Origin of the sequence: Nocardioides sp. Root151 (assembly GCF_001427925.1) — a bacterium.
Classification (GTDB): Bacteria; Actinomycetota; Actinomycetes; order Propionibacteriales; family Nocardioidaceae; genus Nocardioides.
Window position 1 is genome coordinate 501,907 of sequence record NZ_LMGG01000001.1, and the last position, 17,519, is coordinate 519,425.

At 69.7% G+C, this 17,519-nt stretch carries 13 protein-coding genes; 4 read left to right on the plus strand and 9 right to left on the minus strand.

Annotated features, from left to right (window positions below):
• Positions 1–121 precede the first annotated feature (121 nt).
• Genes ASD66_RS02340 through ASD66_RS02350 form a run of 3 tightly spaced genes read right to left on the minus strand, consistent with a single transcriptional unit; the run spans position 122 to position 4,681 of the window.
• The gene (locus tag ASD66_RS02340; RefSeq protein WP_056889924.1) at positions 122–1,543 is read right to left on the minus strand and encodes a DUF5719 family protein; all 1,422 of its coding nucleotides are present in this window, start codon (positions 1,541–1,543) and stop codon (positions 122–124) included.
• Entirely contained in the window at positions 1,540–4,368 is a 2,829-nt protein-coding gene (locus ASD66_RS02345; RefSeq protein WP_056889925.1) for a glycosyltransferase family 2 protein, read from the minus strand. The genes ASD66_RS02340 and ASD66_RS02345 overlap by 4 nt, the downstream gene beginning before the upstream one ends.
• 55 nt (positions 4,369–4,423) lie before the next feature.
• A complete protein-coding gene (locus ASD66_RS02350) occupies positions 4,424–4,681 on the minus strand; it encodes a WhiB family transcriptional regulator (protein WP_056681540.1) in 258 nt (85 codons plus the stop codon).
• Positions 4,682–4,818: 137 nt separating this feature from the next.
• On the opposite strand from ASD66_RS02350, the gene cofD reads away from it, so the two are divergent.
• Genes cofD through ASD66_RS02365 form a run of 3 tightly spaced genes read left to right on the plus strand, consistent with a single transcriptional unit; the run spans position 4,819 to position 7,566 of the window.
• Positions 4,819–5,811: a 2-phospho-L-lactate transferase gene (cofD, locus tag ASD66_RS02355; protein WP_056889926.1), complete on the plus strand. Its 993-nt coding sequence runs from the start codon at positions 4,819–4,821 to the stop codon at positions 5,809–5,811.
• On the plus strand, positions 5,808–6,785 hold the full coding sequence (gene cofE / locus ASD66_RS02360; RefSeq protein WP_056889927.1) for a coenzyme F420-0:L-glutamate ligase: 978 nt from the start codon (positions 5,808–5,810) through the stop codon (positions 6,783–6,785). Before cofD ends, cofE begins: the two co-directional genes overlap by 4 nt.
• Positions 6,786–6,831: 46 nt before the next feature.
• A complete protein-coding gene (locus ASD66_RS02365; protein WP_056681543.1) occupies positions 6,832–7,566 on the plus strand; it encodes a DUF3105 domain-containing protein in 735 nt (244 codons plus the stop codon).
• A gap of 91 nt (positions 7,567–7,657) precedes the next feature.
• Here the strand turns inward: ASD66_RS02365 and ASD66_RS02370 are convergent, their stop codons facing one another.
• Positions 7,658–8,731, minus strand: coding sequence for a sugar phosphate nucleotidyltransferase (locus tag ASD66_RS02370; protein ID WP_056889928.1), 1,074 nt, complete (start codon positions 8,729–8,731; stop codon positions 7,658–7,660).
• 37 nt (positions 8,732–8,768) lie between these two features.
• Between ASD66_RS02370 and ASD66_RS02375 the strand changes: the two genes are divergently transcribed.
• On the plus strand, positions 8,769–9,482 hold the full coding sequence (locus tag ASD66_RS02375; protein WP_056889929.1) for a TIGR03089 family protein: 714 nt from the start codon (positions 8,769–8,771) through the stop codon (positions 9,480–9,482).
• A gap of 17 nt (positions 9,483–9,499) precedes the next feature.
• Here the strand turns inward: ASD66_RS02375 and ASD66_RS02380 are convergent, their stop codons facing one another.
• The 5 genes from ASD66_RS02380 to glf all read right to left on the minus strand — a co-directional run bounded on the left by ASD66_RS02380 (position 9,500) and on the right by glf (position 17,489).
• The gene (locus tag ASD66_RS02380; protein WP_056889930.1) at positions 9,500–12,505 is read right to left on the minus strand and encodes an FG-GAP-like repeat-containing protein; all 3,006 of its coding nucleotides are present in this window, start codon (positions 12,503–12,505) and stop codon (positions 9,500–9,502) included.
• Positions 12,506–12,671: 166 nt separating this feature from the next.
• Positions 12,672–13,454, minus strand: coding sequence for an ABC transporter ATP-binding protein (locus tag ASD66_RS02385; RefSeq protein ID WP_056889931.1), 783 nt, complete (start codon positions 13,452–13,454; stop codon positions 12,672–12,674).
• Positions 13,454–14,332, minus strand: coding sequence for an ABC transporter permease (locus ASD66_RS02390; RefSeq protein ID WP_056681548.1), 879 nt, complete (start codon positions 14,330–14,332; stop codon positions 13,454–13,456). Before ASD66_RS02390 ends, ASD66_RS02385 begins: the two co-directional genes overlap by 1 nt.
• Positions 14,329–16,317: a glycosyltransferase gene (locus ASD66_RS02395; RefSeq protein ID WP_056889932.1), complete on the minus strand. Its 1,989-nt coding sequence runs from the start codon at positions 16,315–16,317 to the stop codon at positions 14,329–14,331. The genes ASD66_RS02390 and ASD66_RS02395 overlap by 4 nt, the downstream gene beginning before the upstream one ends.
• On the minus strand, positions 16,314–17,489 hold the full coding sequence (gene glf / locus ASD66_RS02400; RefSeq protein ID WP_200949835.1) for a UDP-galactopyranose mutase: 1,176 nt from the start codon (positions 17,487–17,489) through the stop codon (positions 16,314–16,316). The genes ASD66_RS02395 and glf overlap by 4 nt, the downstream gene beginning before the upstream one ends.
• Positions 17,490–17,519 lie beyond the last annotated feature (30 nt).

The following is a 17,519-nucleotide window of genomic DNA, read 5'->3' on the forward strand; positions in this document are numbered from 1 at the left end:
ACACTCGGTGACGCCCTCATCGACGGCACACACCTCGAACAACACTTCGCCCTGTCGATCGCCGAACACACCAACCGCGTGTGACCGCACTACGGCAACGAGCATCAGCTGGGGATCGAGCCTACGGCCACTCGGGGCGTACGTCGGGGATCAGCTGCTCGACGTCCAGTGCCTGCAAGGGCAGCACGCTCGCCCCCTTGGGGGTGATGGTGCGAACCGAGCCGACGTACGCCGTGGTGCCGCGGACGACGACCGCACGGGCCTCGGCCGGGATCGGCACCGTCGTGGTGGTTCCCGGCGTGAGCCGCACGGTCTCTGGGTCGCGATCCTGCCCCGGGAACTCGACCCGCGCCTGGCCCGCCTTGTCGGTCGGGGTCAGGGTCAGGACGCTGCCGGCGCCGCCGGGCAGCGCCGTGGCACTGTCTCCGGTGAGCTCCTCGACGGCGGGCAGATGGACCAGGTCACCAGAGACGACCGCGCGCAAGGAGCCGCTGACCGGCACGGTCGAGGTGATCCGGAGTGAAGCGTTCTCCTCGGCCAGCTGCTTGACCAGCTTCGGCGGCAGGTCGGCGACGACGACCTCGCCCGATCCGACGCTGATCTCCTTGAGCCCGCTCGGCGTGAACGTGCTCCGTTCGCCGACGACCTGCAGGGTGACCCGGCCGGCATCAGCGCCGGGGTTCGCCAGCACGAGCTTCGGCTCGTCCATCGTCCGCGGAAGGCCGGGCACCAGCTGGGTGGTGGCGGGTGCCGCGGTCGGCGGGAGCCACTCGGAGACCGGGTCTCCCTCGAGCGGGGTGTAGTCGTCGGAGACCGAGGCTGCGACCCGTCCGCGGGAGACGGTGACCTGCACGGCCAGCTCGTCGCGGTTCGGGGCCAGCTCGGCGAGGTCGATGACCGTGCTGCCGTGACCGGGCACCGTCAGCCCGCGGGAGGCCACGTCGATCAGCTCACCGGTCGTGCTCCACAGGCTGAGGTCGGCCACCGCCGGTCCGGTGTCGGGGTTGGCCAGGAGCAGCTTCGACTCGTGCAGCCCCCCGGCGGCGCCCACGCCCACGAACCAACGCTCGCCCGAGGGCTCGGCGCACTGGCCCGCAGCCGGACGGCCGGGCCCGCCGAAGCGGGCACCGAAGAGTCCGGGGGCTCGGGTTCCGGTGCCGGTCACCACGACCGCGTCACGGCTTGCGTCGACGGGTCCGGCTCCACCCGGCGCCAGGTCGAGGTCCTCTGACTTGTCGCCCTCGGCCGCGCGGCTGACCAGGGTGCCGTCATCGGCCGTGCCACCCTCGACGCCCTGACCGATCACGAGGTCGGGACTCCCCTGCACCGCGGCCGGGCACAGGATGCTCAAGCTGGTCAGGGGTCGGGTGGCCGGGGCGACGACGGCGCGCTGCTCGGGGTCCTCGGTCGGCTGCTGGATCGCGAGTGCCCCGGCGGAGGCCAGGATCGCGACGAGGGCAACCACCAGGGTCGGCGGCACCCCTCCCTTGCGTACGGCCTGCTGTGTCGCGACGCGACGGCCCTTGCTCGGTGTGTTGGTCATGACCTGTCCCTCCGAGCCGGGCCGCAGAGCACACCGACCACGAGAATGGCGACGCCTTGCAGGACCAGCACCCACGGATGCCACCAGGGTCCGTCGCCGTCGATGGCATCGGCCTCCGCAGGCTCGTCGAACTGCCAGGCCCGCGTGCTCCGGTCGGAGCTGCTGGCCTGGGTGAGCCCGGTGGCGGCATCGAGCGTCGCGGCCACCTGGCTGTCGGCCGGGGCCGGCATCACGATGTAGTCGACGCCGCGCGCCGGCAGGCCGGCGACCAGGTCGGCATCGGGCTCGGAGACCAGCTGCCGGATCTCGGAGTCGAAGCCGGCGTCGGGGCCGGTGAGGGCAAGGATCTCGTCCTGGCCGAGCGTGACCCCGTCGCCGCGGTGCACGCGCCAGGTGAGACCCGACTCGGCCGACCCGTGCAGCATGAGCACGCCGTGGCCGGCGCCCTCCTGGGCCGCCTGTGCCATGTACGCCGGCACCTCGGACTCCCCCGGTCGCTCGAGCTGGTTGTCGCCGCCGGCGATCCACCACAGGAGCCCACCGAGAGGCACCAGCACGGCGACCACGGCCATCAGGCCGGCCAGCGGCTGCTGCCAGCCGAAGCTGGCCCCGGTGAAGGTCTGGCGCAGCCCGTGGCCGGCCACCATCACCGCAACGATGAGCGCAGCCTGGATGACCAGGAGGAGGAAGCCGGTGCCCGGACGTGCGGAACCGGCGGGCAGCTCGATAGAGACGTGGCTGAGCAGGGCGGCGAGCACCGCCCCGAGGGCGACGAGCACCCAGCAGGCGGCCACCGCGACGCGCGTGCGGGGCCGGAGCACGGCCAGCACCGCGGGAACGAGGAGGGCCAGACCGATCCAGTGAGGTGCCGACACGTCGCCGAAGCGCCCGGCCGCGAGGTCTCCGGCAGCCGGTTGGGCGACGACCCGACCGGCCTCGAGGAACAACGCGGAGACGTCGTGGCCGAGGATCCCGATCGCGCCGGGGAGCAGGAGCACCGGCGGCGTCAGCACCAGGGCCAGCAGCGGGCCCCACACGGAGCGCTCCGTGATCAGGTCGCGGGCGACCACCATGAGCAGGGCCGCGCCGACCACCACGAGCACGACCACGAAGAGCCAGGCCGAGGGCGTGAAGGCGGTGAGCAGGGCGAGCAGGAGGCTCGAGCGCCAGCCTGCGCGCCAGCGGCGGTCGGCCGACGGGTCGGCCAGCCCCAGGGCCGCGTGGGCCAGCCACGGCAGCAGTGCGGCCGAGGCCAGCACGCCGAACCGCCCCTGCCCCCAGGCCCCGCTGGCCACGGGTACGGCGGCGTAGGCCAGCGCGGCCCAGCCGACGATCCAGCGTGAGGCGGGCTGCCCCGAGCCGAGTTCAGCGACGACGGTGCCGAAGCGCCAGGCGCCCCAGGCGGCCATCGGGACGGCAGCAAGGAAGAGCAGCGAGACGGCGGCGGTCGCACTGCCGAGGAGGATGCTCCCGACCAGCGCCATCGGCAGGAGGTACGCCGGGGTCGGCGCATCGGTGCCCTGTCCGATCTGGTGCCAGCCCTCGGTGACCAGACGCCACCAGTCACCGGCGCCTTCCGGGGCCGGGGAGAGTGCTCCACCGCTGATGCCGTGCAGCGCCTCGCGGGCACCCCACAGGCTGAGCAGCAACAGGACGGCGGTGAGGATCGCGACCGGGCTGGTGACGAAACGGACCAACAGCCCGCTGTCGTCGGCGAGCTCGTCCTCACCGTCGTCCGGTCGGCGCATGGGTACGTGGCCCGAGGACTCGAGCCGGGCGGCCCTACGCCGGTCGGCGGCGTCTCGCCCCTGGTTGGCGACGGCCGAGGCCACGTCGCCGGCGAAGTCGATGCCGTGCCTGTAGGGCAGCCACCACGGGGCGAGCAGCCGCTTGAGGCGGTCGCTGCGCGGGTCGCCGAGGCCACGCCGGGCGGCACGTCCGGCGCGGATCCGGCCCGGCCTGCCGAGTACGGCGAACAGCGCGCCGAACTCGTCGCGTGCCATGCCCGGTGACCGGGACAGCAGGAAGCCGAGGGCACGCAGGCACGTGCCGAGGACGAGGCGTACGACCTTGACGGGCACTGCCCTTCCGGCGCAGTTGACCAGCAACGTGTAGAGCGCGGCGATGCGCTCAGCCTGGTGCGGACGTCGTCCGGTGGCCGGCGTGGTGCGCAGTCCCCGGGTGGCGGCCTCGGCGTGGAACACCACGGCCCCGGGCGCGACCACGGTCTTGTGCCCGGCGCGGGCGGCACGCCAGCCGAAGTCGATGTCGTTGCCGAAGACCGGGAGCTCGGGGTCGAAGCCGCGCAGTTCCTCGAGAAGGGAGCGACGGACCAGCATGCCGGCGGTGTTGACCGCGAGCACCTCGCGGACCTTCTCGTGCTGGCCCTGGTCGTACTCACCGCGTTCGAGGCCGGTCTCACGTCGACCGGCACCGGAGATGGTGACGCCGATCTCGAGCAGGCGTCGCAGGGAGGGCCACTCGCGGAGCTTGGGCCCGACGATGTCGGCGCCATGGGCGGAGGCAGCCTCGAGCAGCTCGCCGAGCGCCTCCGGCTCGGGACGCGCGTCGTCGTGCAGCAGCCAGACCCACTCGGTGTCGATGCGGGGCAGTGCCGCCGCAACCGCGTCCGGGAAGGAGCCCGGTTGCACTGTCACCGCGTCGGGGCCGAACGCCGCGGTGATCAGGTCCAGGGAGTCGTCGGTACTTCCGGTGTCGACGGCGAGCACGTGGTCCGGGCGGCGCTGCTGGTCGTCGAGACCAGCCAGCACCGCCGGCAACCAACGCGCGCCGTCATGGCTGACCAGCAGAGCAGTGACCGTCACGGCGGACAACCCTAGTCGCCGCCGCGCAATATCCGGCCATCTGCCCTGCGGGTGGTCAGACCGCCCGCTTCTTGAGCTTGCGGCGCTCGCGCTCGGACAAGCCGCCCCAGATGCCGAAGCGTTCGTCGTTCATGAGCGCGTACTCGAGGCAGTCGCCTCGGACGTCGCAGGTCAGACAGACCTTCTTGGCTTCTCTGGTGGACCCACCCTTTTCAGGAAAGAACGCCTCCGGATCGGTCTGGGCACAGAGTGCCCGTTCCTGCCAACCGAACTCTTCCGCGTCGTCCCCGTCAAGGAGAAAAAGCTCTCGCATTGCATTCCCCTTTCGACCCTGGCTTTGCGTGAAGAACACTACTGGAATTACATGCCTGTCGTACAAGGAAGTCAAGCCCGGATCTGCTATAAACCCCCGGCGGGACGAACTTGTGCCCGATCGGGCAAGGTAGGCACATGTCTTCGATCACTGTGCTCTCCGGCGGCATGGGCGGCGCCCGGTTCCTCCAGGGCCTCCTGCACGGCATCGCCACCGGAAGTGTGCCACTGCCCCCTGAGTCCACCGTCACGGTGGTCGCCAACACCGCCGACGACCTCTGGATCCACGGCCTCAAGGTCTGTCCCGACCTCGACACCGTGATGTACACGCTCGGGGACGGCATCGACCTCGAGCGCGGCTGGGGCCGGCGCGAGGAGACCTGGAGCGTCAAGGAGGAGCTCGCGACGTACGGCGTCGAGCCGACGTGGTTCGGCCTCGGCGACCGCGACATCGCGACCCACCTCGTGCGCACCCAGATGCTCGAGGCCGGCTACCCGCTCTCCGCGGTCACCCGGGCGCTGTGCGAGCGCTGGCAACCGGGTGTGACGTTGATCCCGATGACCGACGACCGTGTCGAGACCCACGTCGCGATCGCCGACGACGAGGCTCCCTCGGGCAAGCGGGTGGTGCACTTCCAGGAGTACTGGGTGCGGTTGCGCGCCGAGGTCCCCGCCGAGCAGCTGGTCTTCGTCGGGCTCGAGGACTCCTCCCCCGCGCCCGGCGTCGTCGAGGCGATCACCGGCGCCGACCTGGTGATCGTGCCGCCGTCGAACCCGGTCGTCTCGGTCGGCACGATCCTCGGCGTGCCCGGCATCCGCGAGGCCCTGCTCGAGACCACCGCGCCGGTCGTGGGTCTCTCCCCCATCGTCGGCGACACGCACGTGCGCGGGATGGCCGAGCAGGTCCTCACCGCGATCGGCGTCGAGGTCAGTGCCGCCGGCGTGGCCGGCCACTACGGGGCACGCAGCCGCGGCGGAGTCCTCGACGGCTGGCTGGTCGACGAACGCGACACAGACCAGGTCGAGCGGATCCGGGCACTCGGCCTCGCCTGCGCCGCCGTACCCCTGATGATGACCTCGCCCGAGGCGACCGCCGCGATGGCCGCGTCCGCGATCGACCTGGTGCGGTGAGCACCCCACTGGTCGTCACCGCACCCGAGGGCGTCGGTGAGGTGGTCGAGGGAGACGACCTGGCCGAGCTGGTCCTCGCATCGTGCGACCTCGTCGACGGCGACGTCGTCACCATCACCAGCAAGGTGGTCAGCAAGGCCGAGGGACGACGACGCACCGGGGACCGGGAGGAGGCCCTGGCCGGCGAGACCGTGCGCGTGGTCGCCCGGCGTACGCCGACCACGATCGTGCGCAACCATCTCGGCCTGACCATGGCCGCCGCCGGGATCGACGCGTCCAACGTCACGGCCGGCGACTACCTGCTGCTCCCCGAGGACCCGGACCGCACCGCCCGCCAGGTGCGCGAGGCGATCGCGGAGCGTCGCGGCGTCAACGTGGCCGTGCTGGTCACCGACACGGCCGGACGGGCCTGGCGCAACGGCCAGAGCGACATCGCCATCGGCGCCGCCGGACTCCTCGTGCTCGAGGACTTCGCCGGGCGGACCGACTCCTACGGCAACCCGCTGGCCGTCACCGCGCCCGCGGTCGCGGACGAGCTCGCCGGCGCCGCGGAGCTCGCCGGCGGCAAGCTCGCGGCCCGTCCCTTCGCAGTGGTCCGCGGACGCGCCGACCTGGTGCTCGCGGCGGGCGACCACGGCACCGGGGCAAGCGCGCTGATCCGCGAGGACGGCACCGACCTCTTCGGTTACGGGTCCCGCGAAGCCGTCGTCCGTGCCCTGGCCGGCACCGGCGCCGAGGTGTTCGGCAGCCCTGCCCCGGCAGTGGACCTGGCCTCCGCGGTTGCCGAGGTGCTCGGCCACACGGTGGACGTCGAGGTCGGCCCCGGCACCGTCTCGACCGGGCTCAGCGCGCCGTACGACGACGAGCTCGCGCGGCTGCAGACCCTGGCGTTCGCGTTCGGCTGGTCGGTCACGACCACGCCCGTCGACGCCGGGGCGACCGTCGACATCACCTTTCAACCGGACTGTCCGTAGACTCTGCCGACGTACTCCCCACACGACCGTGAGAGAAGCCTGATTCGTGGCCAATTCCAAGAAGGTCAGCCGACGCGAAGTCGCCGACCAGCTCCGCAACCAGCAGAAGCGCGCCGACAAGCGCCAGGGCCTGGTGATCGTCGGCGTCTGCGTGCTCATCGCGGTCGTGATCATCGGACTGGCCGCCTACCGGCCGATCAAGAACTGGTGGGACCTGCGGGAGTTCAAGAACGTCGACATCTCCGGCATCGGTGCGCCTGCCAGCTCGTGCCAGGACATCATCACCAAGAAGGCGACCGGTGAGCAGGAGCACGTCCCGGCGGGCACCGACATCGACTACAAGGACGCGCCCCCGGCCTTCGGCAAGCACGAGGAGGTCCCGGACACCCCGGACCGCAAGCTCTACACCAAGGACGACCGTCCCCGGGTCGAGATGCTCGTGCACAACCTCGAGCACGGCTACACGATCATCTGGTACGACGAGACGATCGCCGACGACGACGAGCAGATGACCGAGCTCCAGGCCATCGCGCGCAAGCTCAAGGGCACCAACAACCAGCGGCTGAAGTTCAAGGCGGTGCCCTGGCTGAAGTCCGACGGCAAGGCGTTCCCCGACGGCACGCACGTCTCGATCACGCACTGGTCGAAGGGCGGCGCGGACGCCGACGGGTCCAAGCAGGTCGGCGTCTGGCAGTACTGCCCCAAGGTCTCGGGTGAGGCGCTCTACGACTTCATGACCGAGTACGACTACTTCGACTCCCCGGAGCCGAACGGCATGTGATGCCAGTCGAACGACGAGCCGGGCCCGAACTGATGATCAGTTCGGGCCCGGCTCGTTCGTGGTGTGTGGACCTGTGGTGTGTGGGCCGTGCTCAGCCCTCGCGTGCCTCACCGCAGTCGACGCGTTCCCCGGCGGGCAGGGTGACCGAGGCACCGATGGTGGCGTCGTCGCCGAGGGTGGCCTCCGTGAGCACGGCCTTCTCGCCCACGACCGCCCCCGGGCCGACCACCGAGTCCGTGATGCGCGCACCCGCGCCGATCCTGGCCCCGGTCATGAGCACGCTGCCGCTGATCTCCGCGGCGTCCTCGATGACGACGTCGGCCATCACGACGGAGCCGCCGCCGACGGTCGCCGTGCCCGCGACCGACGCCGACGGGTCGACCCGGGCGCCGGACTCCACGGCGTCGACGGCGGGCGTGGGGGCGGTGCCGAGCACGACGTCGCGCGAGGCCGCGACCAGGGCCGCCGGCGTGCCGACGTCACGCCAGTAGGCGGTCTCGACGAAGCCGACCACCAGGCGACCGTCCGCGACCAGGCCGGGGAAGGTCTCCCTCTCGACCGAGACGACGGTGTCGGGCGCGATGGTGTCGATGATGTCGCGGCGGAAGATGTAGCAGCCGGCGTTGACCTGGTTGGTCACCGGATGGTCGGACTTCTCGACGAAGTCGAGCACCCGGCCCTCCTCGTCGGTCGGCACGCAGCCGAACGCGCGCGCGTCCTCCACCTCGACGAGGTGGAGCGAGACGTCGACCCGGCGACCGTTGCGGCCGGCCCGGAAGTCGGCCAGCTGACCGGCAAGGTCGTGCCCCGAGAGGACGTCGCCGTTGAGGATGATGACCGCGCCGTTCGGGTCGTCGGTGAGCGCGCCGGCGACGTTGCGGATCGCGCCGCCGGTGCCGAGCGGCTCCTCCTCGAGCACGTAGTCGAGCCGCACGCCCCACCGGCTGCCGTCGCCGAGCACCGGCGCGAACATGTCGGCCTGGTACGACGTGGCCAGCACGATGTGCTCGACCCCCGCCTCGGCGAGACGGGCGATCTGGTGCTCGAGGAACGGGACCCCGCCCACGTCGAGCAGGTGCTTGGGGCGCCGTGCGGTGAGAGGCAGCAGCCGGGTGCCGAACCCGCCGGCGACGATCACGGCCTCGGGAGGGGGAAGCTCAGTCATGGGAACAGCCTAAGGTGGCGCCTCCTAGGCTGTGCGCATGGCCGCCACCTTCCCCGCCCTGCTCGCCGACCTGCTCCGGGCCGACCCCGGCCGGCCTCTGGTGACGTTCTACGACGACGCGACCGGCGAGCGGGTGGAGCTGTCGGTGGCGACGTACGCCAACTGGGTGGCGAAGACCTCCAGCCTGTTCGTCGAGGAGTTCGACCTCGAGCGCGGGGACACCGTGCTCGTCGACCTGCCGACGCACTGGCTGGCACCGGTCTTCGTCGGTGCGGCCTGGAACGCGGGCCTGGTCGTGTCGTTCGACCCTGAGCAGCCGGCCGACCTCACGGTCTGCGGACCCGACGGGCTCGAGAGGTACGCCGACTCCGGCACCGTCCTCGCCTCGGCCCTGCTGCCGCTGGGTGTCCGATTCCGCGACCCGTTGCCCGAGGGCGTCCACGACTTCGGCGCCGAGGTGTGGTCGCAGCCGGACTCGTTCATCCCGTGGGACCCGCCCACCCCCGACGACCCGGCCCTGGCCGGACGGACCCAGCAGGACGTGCTGACGCCCGCCGGCGACGAAGTCCCTGACTACGTCGCCGGCGGGCGCCTGCTGACCACGGCGAACCCCGCTTCCCCACGGGGACTCGCCGGTCTCCTGGCGCCACTTGTCAGTGGCGGCTCAGGAATCTGGATCCGCAACCCCGACCCCGACCGGATCGAACGTCGGGTTGCGGACGAACGCGCGACGGCGCGCTGGGTGGTCTGACCCGGTCCTGCCCTCACTCAGCCCGCCAGGTCGAAGCCCTTCATGCCCTCGGCCAGGAACTTCGGCGTTCCGAAGCCACCCGGGCGGCCCGACAGGACCCACAGGGTCGCGTCGGACTTGCGGCGGACCACGAGGTCGGGCCGACCGTCCCGGTCGATGTCACCGGGGCTGATCACCCAGTCGTACGGCGTGAGGCTGACGGTGTTCAGCGTCACCGGCGAACCGGAGAGCCCGCCCGGACCGTTGCCGGTGTACTTGACGATCTTGCTGCCGACCCGGAACAGGTTGTCCGGCGCTCCGTCGGCATCCCAGCGGCCGATGCCGACCTGGCGCAACGCGCTGATCGCCCCGCGGGCGACGTAGCTGCGCCGGAATCCCTTGCCGGCACCCGGGTAGATCCGCATGGCGGCACCCGAGGGCTGGCCCATGAGGTCCGGGAACCCGTCGCCGGTGGTGTCGCCGACTGCCGAGAGCAGGCCCACCCTGGACCAGCCCGTGCCGATCACGACGGGCTCGGCGAACCTGTTGCCACCCAGTCCGCGGATCAGCTCCAGCTTCGCGGTGGAGGCGTTGCGGATCACCATGTCGCCATGGCCGTCACGGTCCCAGTCGCCCACGTTGAGCAAGGCGTTGGCGGCGGCGAAACCCTTGACCGTCGTACGCACCAGGCCGCTGGTGTTCTGGGTGCCGTTGTGGGGGATCACCTTGAGGGTGTCGCCGCTGAGCGCGAGCACGTCGGGCGACTTGGTGCCGATCACGTCCGCGGCTCCGGCCGGCGTCATGGTGCCGATCCGGCCGAACGGGCCGAGCCAGTGGCCGAAGGTGCCGTTGCCCCTGCCCGGGAAGACGTAGGCGAGATGGCTGCTCTTGCTGCGCGCGTAGAGGTCGCCGATGCCGTCGCCGGTGAAGTCGCCGGTGCCGGTGACCAGGTCGAACCCGGCCCAGGCTCCGGCCATCCGCACGGGCGCCTTGAACGACTTCGTGCCGGTGCCGGCGTGGAACCACAGGACACCCGCCTTGTCGATGCTGTAGACATCGGCGAACCCGTCGCGGTTGGTGTCGCCGGCGCCGATCGTCTTGACGTAGTTGCCCCATGACGTGCTCGCCACGACCCGGCTGAAGGTGTGCTTCGAGGTGCCGCGGTAGAGGTGCAGGTAGCCGGTCTTCGGGTCACGGGCCACGAAGTCGTTGAAGCCGTTGCGGTGGACGTCGCCGACCGCGGTGATCTGGTCCATCGAACCGACCGTCGACATCGACCCGGTCGCGGCGCCGAAGCCTCCCTTGCCGTCACCCGGACGGATCGAGGTGACCCTGGTCGTGCCGTTGCGCACGATCACGTCGGACAGGCCGTCACCGGTCACGTCCGGCGTGGCCACCACGGCGTCGTACCGGGACCAGCCGGTGGAGGACGTGACGGCGGCCTTCCAGCGCAGGTAGCCCTGTGTCGGCAGGGCGAATCCCACCTTGTCCGAAGCCCTGCGGAGGAGGATGTCGGGATAGGCCGTGCTCACCACGTTGGTGACCAGGTTCCGGCCGCTCCAGTCGGCCTGGTACTGCGCGGCCTTGGTCCTGATCGCCGGGATCTGGGCGTAGAGGTACCTGCCGGGGCACGCCGTCGAGCCGGCGTCGCGGTGGCCGTTGATCGCCTTGAAAGTGCTCGAGCCGACCCGCTGGCTGGTGCTGGACGCGTCGATGCCGTGCAGCGACAGCTTCCACGCGAAGAGGCGCGCGTAGGCGTCGATCATCACGGCCGGCGGACGGGCGATGTCGAAGTTGCCGATCGCCGACATCGCGAACGAGTAGTCGTTGTAGCCGAGGGTGTGGGCGCCGACGACGGGGCGGTCGACGCCGCCGTACCGGCCTTCCCAGATGCGACCGAACTTGTCGACCAGGAAGTTGTAGCCCACGTCGCTCCAGCCGCGGCTCTGCGTGTGGTACGCGTAGATGCTGCGGATGATGCCCGGCACCTGCTCACGCGTGTAGTTGTTGGCGTTCACCGTGTGGTGGACGAAGCCGGCGTGCACCTCGTAGTAGCGCAGCGAACTGGCGTCACGCATCCGCTCGTTGGCGCCCCACTGGGCCCGGGAGTAGATCTTGGGCTTGCGCGTGTACGTCGTCGCCTGCATGGCGAGCTTGCCCTCGCTCGAGTCGAACTCCGCGCCGTCCCCGCCGTTGCCGGGCTCGCTGGCCTCGGACTCGCCCTGCCCGAGCTTGGCGGTGTCGATCGCGGGCTGCTCCACCTCGGTGGTGCCGGTGCCCGGCGCGATGACGGCGAGCTTCATGTCGGCCGGGGCGGAGACGCCGTCGGCCAGCACGGCCCTGGCCTGGACCTCGTCGACCTCGCCGACCAGCATCGCGTCGGTGCCGGGACGCTCCTTGGTGGCCTCGGGGCTGCTCGCCTCGGGCGCGTGGTCGTCGTGGTAGTCGATGGGGATCCACGCCGACCAGACGCCGTCGGTGCGGGTGCGCACCGAGACAGCGATCTGGTCCTCGTCGACCTGTTCGCCATTGCCCCACGTGACACCGACCGCGCCGTACCCGGTGACCTCCTCGATGTCGCTGAGGATCTCGGTCGGACCAGCGGTGGCCGCCTTGCGGGGGGCCACCGAGCGCTCGGGTGCCTGCGTCTTCGGTGCACCCGCCTCGGGCTGGTCCGCCTCGGGCTGGTCCGCCTCGGGCTGCTCTGCCTCGGGCTGGTCCGCCTCGGGCTCCGTCGTCGCGGCGGCCATCTCGAACTCGTTGACGACGGGCTCGACCGGCGCGGTCTCGACCTCCGCCTCCTCCTCGTCGGCACCGGCCCCGCCCTCGTCGGCGGCCCGGGCCGGCTGGGCGTTGCCACCCGGCAGGGCCGTCGAGGGCGCCTCTGCGGCCACCTCGGGAGCCTCCTGCGCCTGGGTGCCCGGACGGGTCCCGACGACGTCGAGGGAGATGACATTGGCGGCGGGAGCCAGGACGGCGACTACCGCACCGAGAGCCAGGATCTGCTGGCAGGCGGTGACGAAACGAGCCTTGTTGGGGCGCATATTTGGGTACTCCAGTGCGGGGGAAGATTCACACGAGTACCAAGTTTCACACCAGTCACATGGGTCACCGCAAGGGTTTCTGAGTAACTACAAACGTGTAATTTCCAGTCGACACGCCGATGACTTGAAGAAATGTCAAGTCGAGAGGGGCTTCACGCCCTCGAACTCAGACGTCGGAGCCCAGCTCGTCGTCGGTCTGCTCGTCCTCGGGCAGGCCCTCGTCGGAGGAGTCGTACTTCAGGTAGCGGATGCCCTGGACGACGTCGCCGTCGAAGCCGACGCGACCGTTCTCGAGCACGATCACCCGGTCACACATCTTGCGGACCGAGCCGGGCGCGTGGCTCACGTAGAACATCGTGCGGCCCTCGGCGCGGATCTCCTGCATCTTCTCGATGCACTTCTTCTTGAACGGCTTGTCCCCCACCGCGAGCACCTCGTCCACGAGGAAGATGTCGGAGTCGACGTGCACAGCCACCGCGAACCCGAGCCGGGCGAACATGCCCGAGCTGTAGTGGCCCACCTCGGTGTCGAGGAACTTGCCGACCTGGGCGAACTCGACGATGTCGTCGAACTTGCGCTTGGTCTCGGCCTCGCTCATGCCCAGCACCGCTGCGTTGAGGTAGATGTTCTCGCGCCCGGAGAGCTGCGGGTGGAACCCGGCTCCGGTGGCGATCAGGCCGGCGATGCGGCCACGGGTGAGCACCGAGCCCGAGTCGGGTCGCATGATGCCGTTGACCAGCTTGAGCAGCGTGCTCTTGCCCGAGCCGTTGAGGCCCATCAGCCCGATGGACTCTCCCTGCTCGACGGTGAAGGACACCTTGTCGAGCGCGAGGAACTGCTCGCGGAGGTCCTGGCCCTTGGTCATGGCCACGGCCATCTGCTTCATCGTGCGGTGGTACTGCATGGTGAAGGACTTGCTGACCTCGTCGACGACGATGGCTTCGGACATCAGAGGCGCTCCGGGATCTTGTTCTCGAGGCGGGAGAAGACCCACTGGGCGATGGCCAGCAGCACGAGGCAGACGCCCACACTGATGAGCCCCCGGGTGAACAGGTGGTCGGGCATGTGCTCGACGATCGTCTTGTCCGGGTCGTCGGTCGTGCCCACCCAGAACGCGCGCTGCATGAGCAGCACGGCCTGGGCGATGGGGTTGGCCAGGTAGATCTCCGTGTGCCCGTGGAACCGCTCGTGGACCATGCTGTAGGGGTAGATCATCGGCACGCCGAAGCGCACGAAGTTGGTCAGGATGGTGACCAACTGGCCGAAGTCGCGGAAGAACACGTTGGCCGCGCTGAACAGCAGCGCCAGGGCGGTGCCCAGGATGGCGATGACCAGCAGGGCGAGGACCAGTGCGCACATGCCCAGCACGGTCGGCGTCCACCCGTAGAGCAGGCAGACCCCCAGCAGGATCACCAGCTGTGGCAGGACATGGAAGCCGGAGACCAGCATCGAGGCGACCGGGAACATCTCGCGTGGCATGGCCATCTTCTTGACCAAGGCCTTGTTGCGCACGATCGAGCGCGTGCCGGCGTTGAACGTCTCGGTGAAGAAGTGCACCACGATGATGCCGGTGAACATGTGGATCGCGAAGTTCTGGACGTCCTTGTGCAGGCCCATCACCAGGCCGATCACGAACCAGTAGATGAAGAACTGGGACAACGGGTTGATGTAGGACCACAGGAACCCCAGGAACGACCCCTGGTAGCGCGCGCTGATCTCCCGGCGTACGAGGAGCCGCAGCAGGTAGCGGCGCCGGAAGACCTCGCCGAGCCCCTGGCCGCCGGACGGCGGAACGAGTGGGGCGTCGACAGTGCGGGTGGCGCTCACCTGTCGTCCTCGGGAGCGATCCCGAAGGTCTGCTCCCAGGTCTCGGGCGAGGTGATCTCCTTGAGGGCGTCGCGGTACTGCGCCGCCAGCTGGGGCCACTCGTTGTGGAAGCGACGGTGGATCGCGATCGTGCGCTTGAGGAGGTCGCGGTACTTCTCGGGGTCACGCTTGTAGAGCGCCACCGAGGTCCCGTCGTTCATGGAGACCACGGCCGAGTCGTACTTGACGAGGTTGTACCAGGCCGAGTCCATGGCGGTCAGCTCGGTCTCGGGGAAGTCCTTCGACATCTCGCGCACCGGCCGCAGCTGACGGATCGGGGCCAGCCCGGCCGTGATCAGCGTGCTCAACCGGCCGGGGATGTCCATGTCGGACTTCCCCTTCTTCGGCGGCTTCTTGCGTCGCACCGGAGGCAGCGCGTCACGGTCGGCATGCAGCTGTGCGTCGCTGAACTGCTTGCGGAAGGCGTTGACGTCGCCCAGCTTCGTGGCCAGCTCACCGTGCAGCGCATGCGGCCCCGCGAGGACGTCCTCCATGGCCAGGTGGCGCAGCTCGGCGGTGGAGTACTGCAACGACGCGAGGTGCTTGACCTGGTGGTTGAAGCTCTCACGGACCATGCGCCCGCCCCGCTCGTACGGCGAGTGCAGGAGCGCCGCGATGATGCGGTTGCGGTGGTGGAAGTAGGACTGCCAGTCGACGCCGTCGTTCTTGTCGCTCCACGGCACGTGCCACACGGCGGCACCCGGGAACGAGACCGTCGGGAAGCCGGCGTCCTTGGCCCGCAGGCCGAACTCGGAGTCGTCCCACTTGATGAAGATCGGCAGGGACAGCCCGATCTCCTCCAGGACCACCCGCGGGATCAGGCACATGAACCAGCCGTTGAAGTCGACGTCGGCACGCTTGTGCAACCAGCGGGCCGAGCGCAGGTTGCGGGCCCCGAAGTCCCACTGGGCGTAGCCGTCGAGCCGGGTCTGCCACCAGAACCGCCACGGCTGCACGATCTCGCCGAACGAGTGCAGCTGGGTGCGGTTGTAGATGTTGAACATGTGGCCACCGACGATGGTCGGGGTCTTGGCGAGGTCGCCGAACGTGACGGCGCGGATCACGCCCTCGGGCTCGCACACGACGTCGTCGTCCATCATCAGGGCGTACGTCGCGGTGCCCTTGCGCAGGCTCTCGAGCTGGCCGCGAGCGTAGCCGCCGGAGCCGCCCAGGTTGCCCTGGACGATGACCCGGAGCCGCTCCCCCAGCGCCTTCTCGGCGTCGACGAAGAACTCGGACTCGGTGACCGGCTGGGTGCCCTGCTCCATCACCATGACGGTGTCGAGGTAGGGCGCCAGCGCGGGGTCCTCGCCGATCTGGGTGAGCAGCTTGGCGCAGAAGTCGGGCCGGTTCATCGTGGTGATGCAGATGTCGGCGGTGCCGTGGTCGGCGCGGTCGTCGGGGACCTCGGCGGTCCACTCGGCACTGTCGACCGTGCAGCCGTCGTCACCGGCGACGACGTCGTACCAGTACCAGCCGCCGTCGACGAAGGGCTTGAGGGTCAGGTCGAACGTGAACGTGCCGGAATCGCCCTCGACGGTGGCCGTGTCGACCCGCTGCGAGTGACCCTTGGCCATCGACTTGTGGACGATCACCGTTGAGTCCCGGCCGGACACCTTCACGGTGAGCGTGACGTCGGTGACGACCGTGTGGCGGCGCCAGTAGGCAGCCGGGAACGCGTTGAAGTAGGTCCCGAACGAGAGCACCTGGGTCGGCTCGACCCGCAGGGCCGTGCGCGACTCGATCTGGTCGGGGTGCAGCTTGCGCCCGGTGGAGGTCGACTGCCGGATCGCGGCGTTGTTGAGGTCCTTGGCCGCCCGGTTGCCGCCCACGTCGTGGCGGTCTGCGTCGAGGACGGCCTCCTCGAGGTCGACGTACAGGGGGAAGACGTCGGTGTCGCGGTCGATCGGGAGGATCTGGCGTTGCAGCAGGCGGGTGACGGTCATTCGTCGACTCCTCCGCTCGTGAGCGCGACACCCTCGGCGAAGTGCGGCTTGAGCTTGTTCTCGAACATCGACAGCGCGGACCCGATCGCCATGTGCATGTCGAGGTACTTGTAGGTGCCGAGGCGGCCACCGAACAGCACCATCGGCTCCTTCTTCGCGAGCTCGCGGTACTTCAGCAGCTTCTCGCGGTCCTCCGCGGTGTTGATCGGGTAGTACGGCTCGTCGTCGTCCTCAGCGAAGCGGCTGTACTCGTGGACGATCACCGTCTTGCCCGAGATGTAGGTGCGCTCGGGGTGGAAGTGCTTGAACTCGTGGATGCGGGTCCAGGGCACGTCCTGGTCGTTGTAGTTCATCACCGCGCAGCCCTGGAAGTCGTCGACCTCCTTGACCTCGGCCTCGAGGTCGACGGTGCGCCACGAGAGGCGGCCCTCGGAGTTGTCGAAGTACTCGTCGACGGGGCCGGTGTAGACGATCGGCACCTTGCCCTTGAACTCGTCGGCGACCGCGAAGAAGTCCGTCTCGAGCCGGACCTCGATGTTGGGGTGCTCGGCCATCTTGGTCAGCCAGGCGGTGTAGCCGTCGACCGGCAGGCCTTCGTACTTGTCGTTGAACCAGCGGTTGTCGAAGTTGTAGCGCACCGGGAGCCTGGTGATGATGTCCGCGCTCAGCTTGGTGGGGTCGGTCTGCCACTGCTTGGCGGTGTAGCCCTTGATGAACGCCTCGTAGAGCGGGCGCCCGATCAGCGAGATCGCCTTCTCCTCGAAGTTGCCGGCCTCGGCGGTGTCGAACTCGCTGGCCTGCTCGGCGATCAGCGCGCGCGCCTCGTCGGGAGTGTGCATCTTGCCGAAGAACGAGTTGATCAGCGCCAGGTTCATCGGCAGCGAGTAGACCTGGCCGTCGTACTGGCCGAACACGCGGTGCTGGTAGTTCGTGAAGCTGGTGAACCGGTTGACGTACTCCCAGACCTTCTCGTTGGAGGTGTGGAAGAGGTGCGCGCCGTAGACGTGCATCTCGATACCGGTCTCGGGGTCGGCCTCCGAGTAGGCGTTGCCGCCCAGGTGGTGCCGTCGCTCGAGCACGAGCACCTTGAGGCCCAGCTCGTTGGCGCAGCGTTCGGCGATGGTCAGCCCGAAGAATCCGGAACCGACGACGACGAGGTCGGGGTCAGACAAGGGGGTCTCCTCAGCAATTGGTGCGGCGGT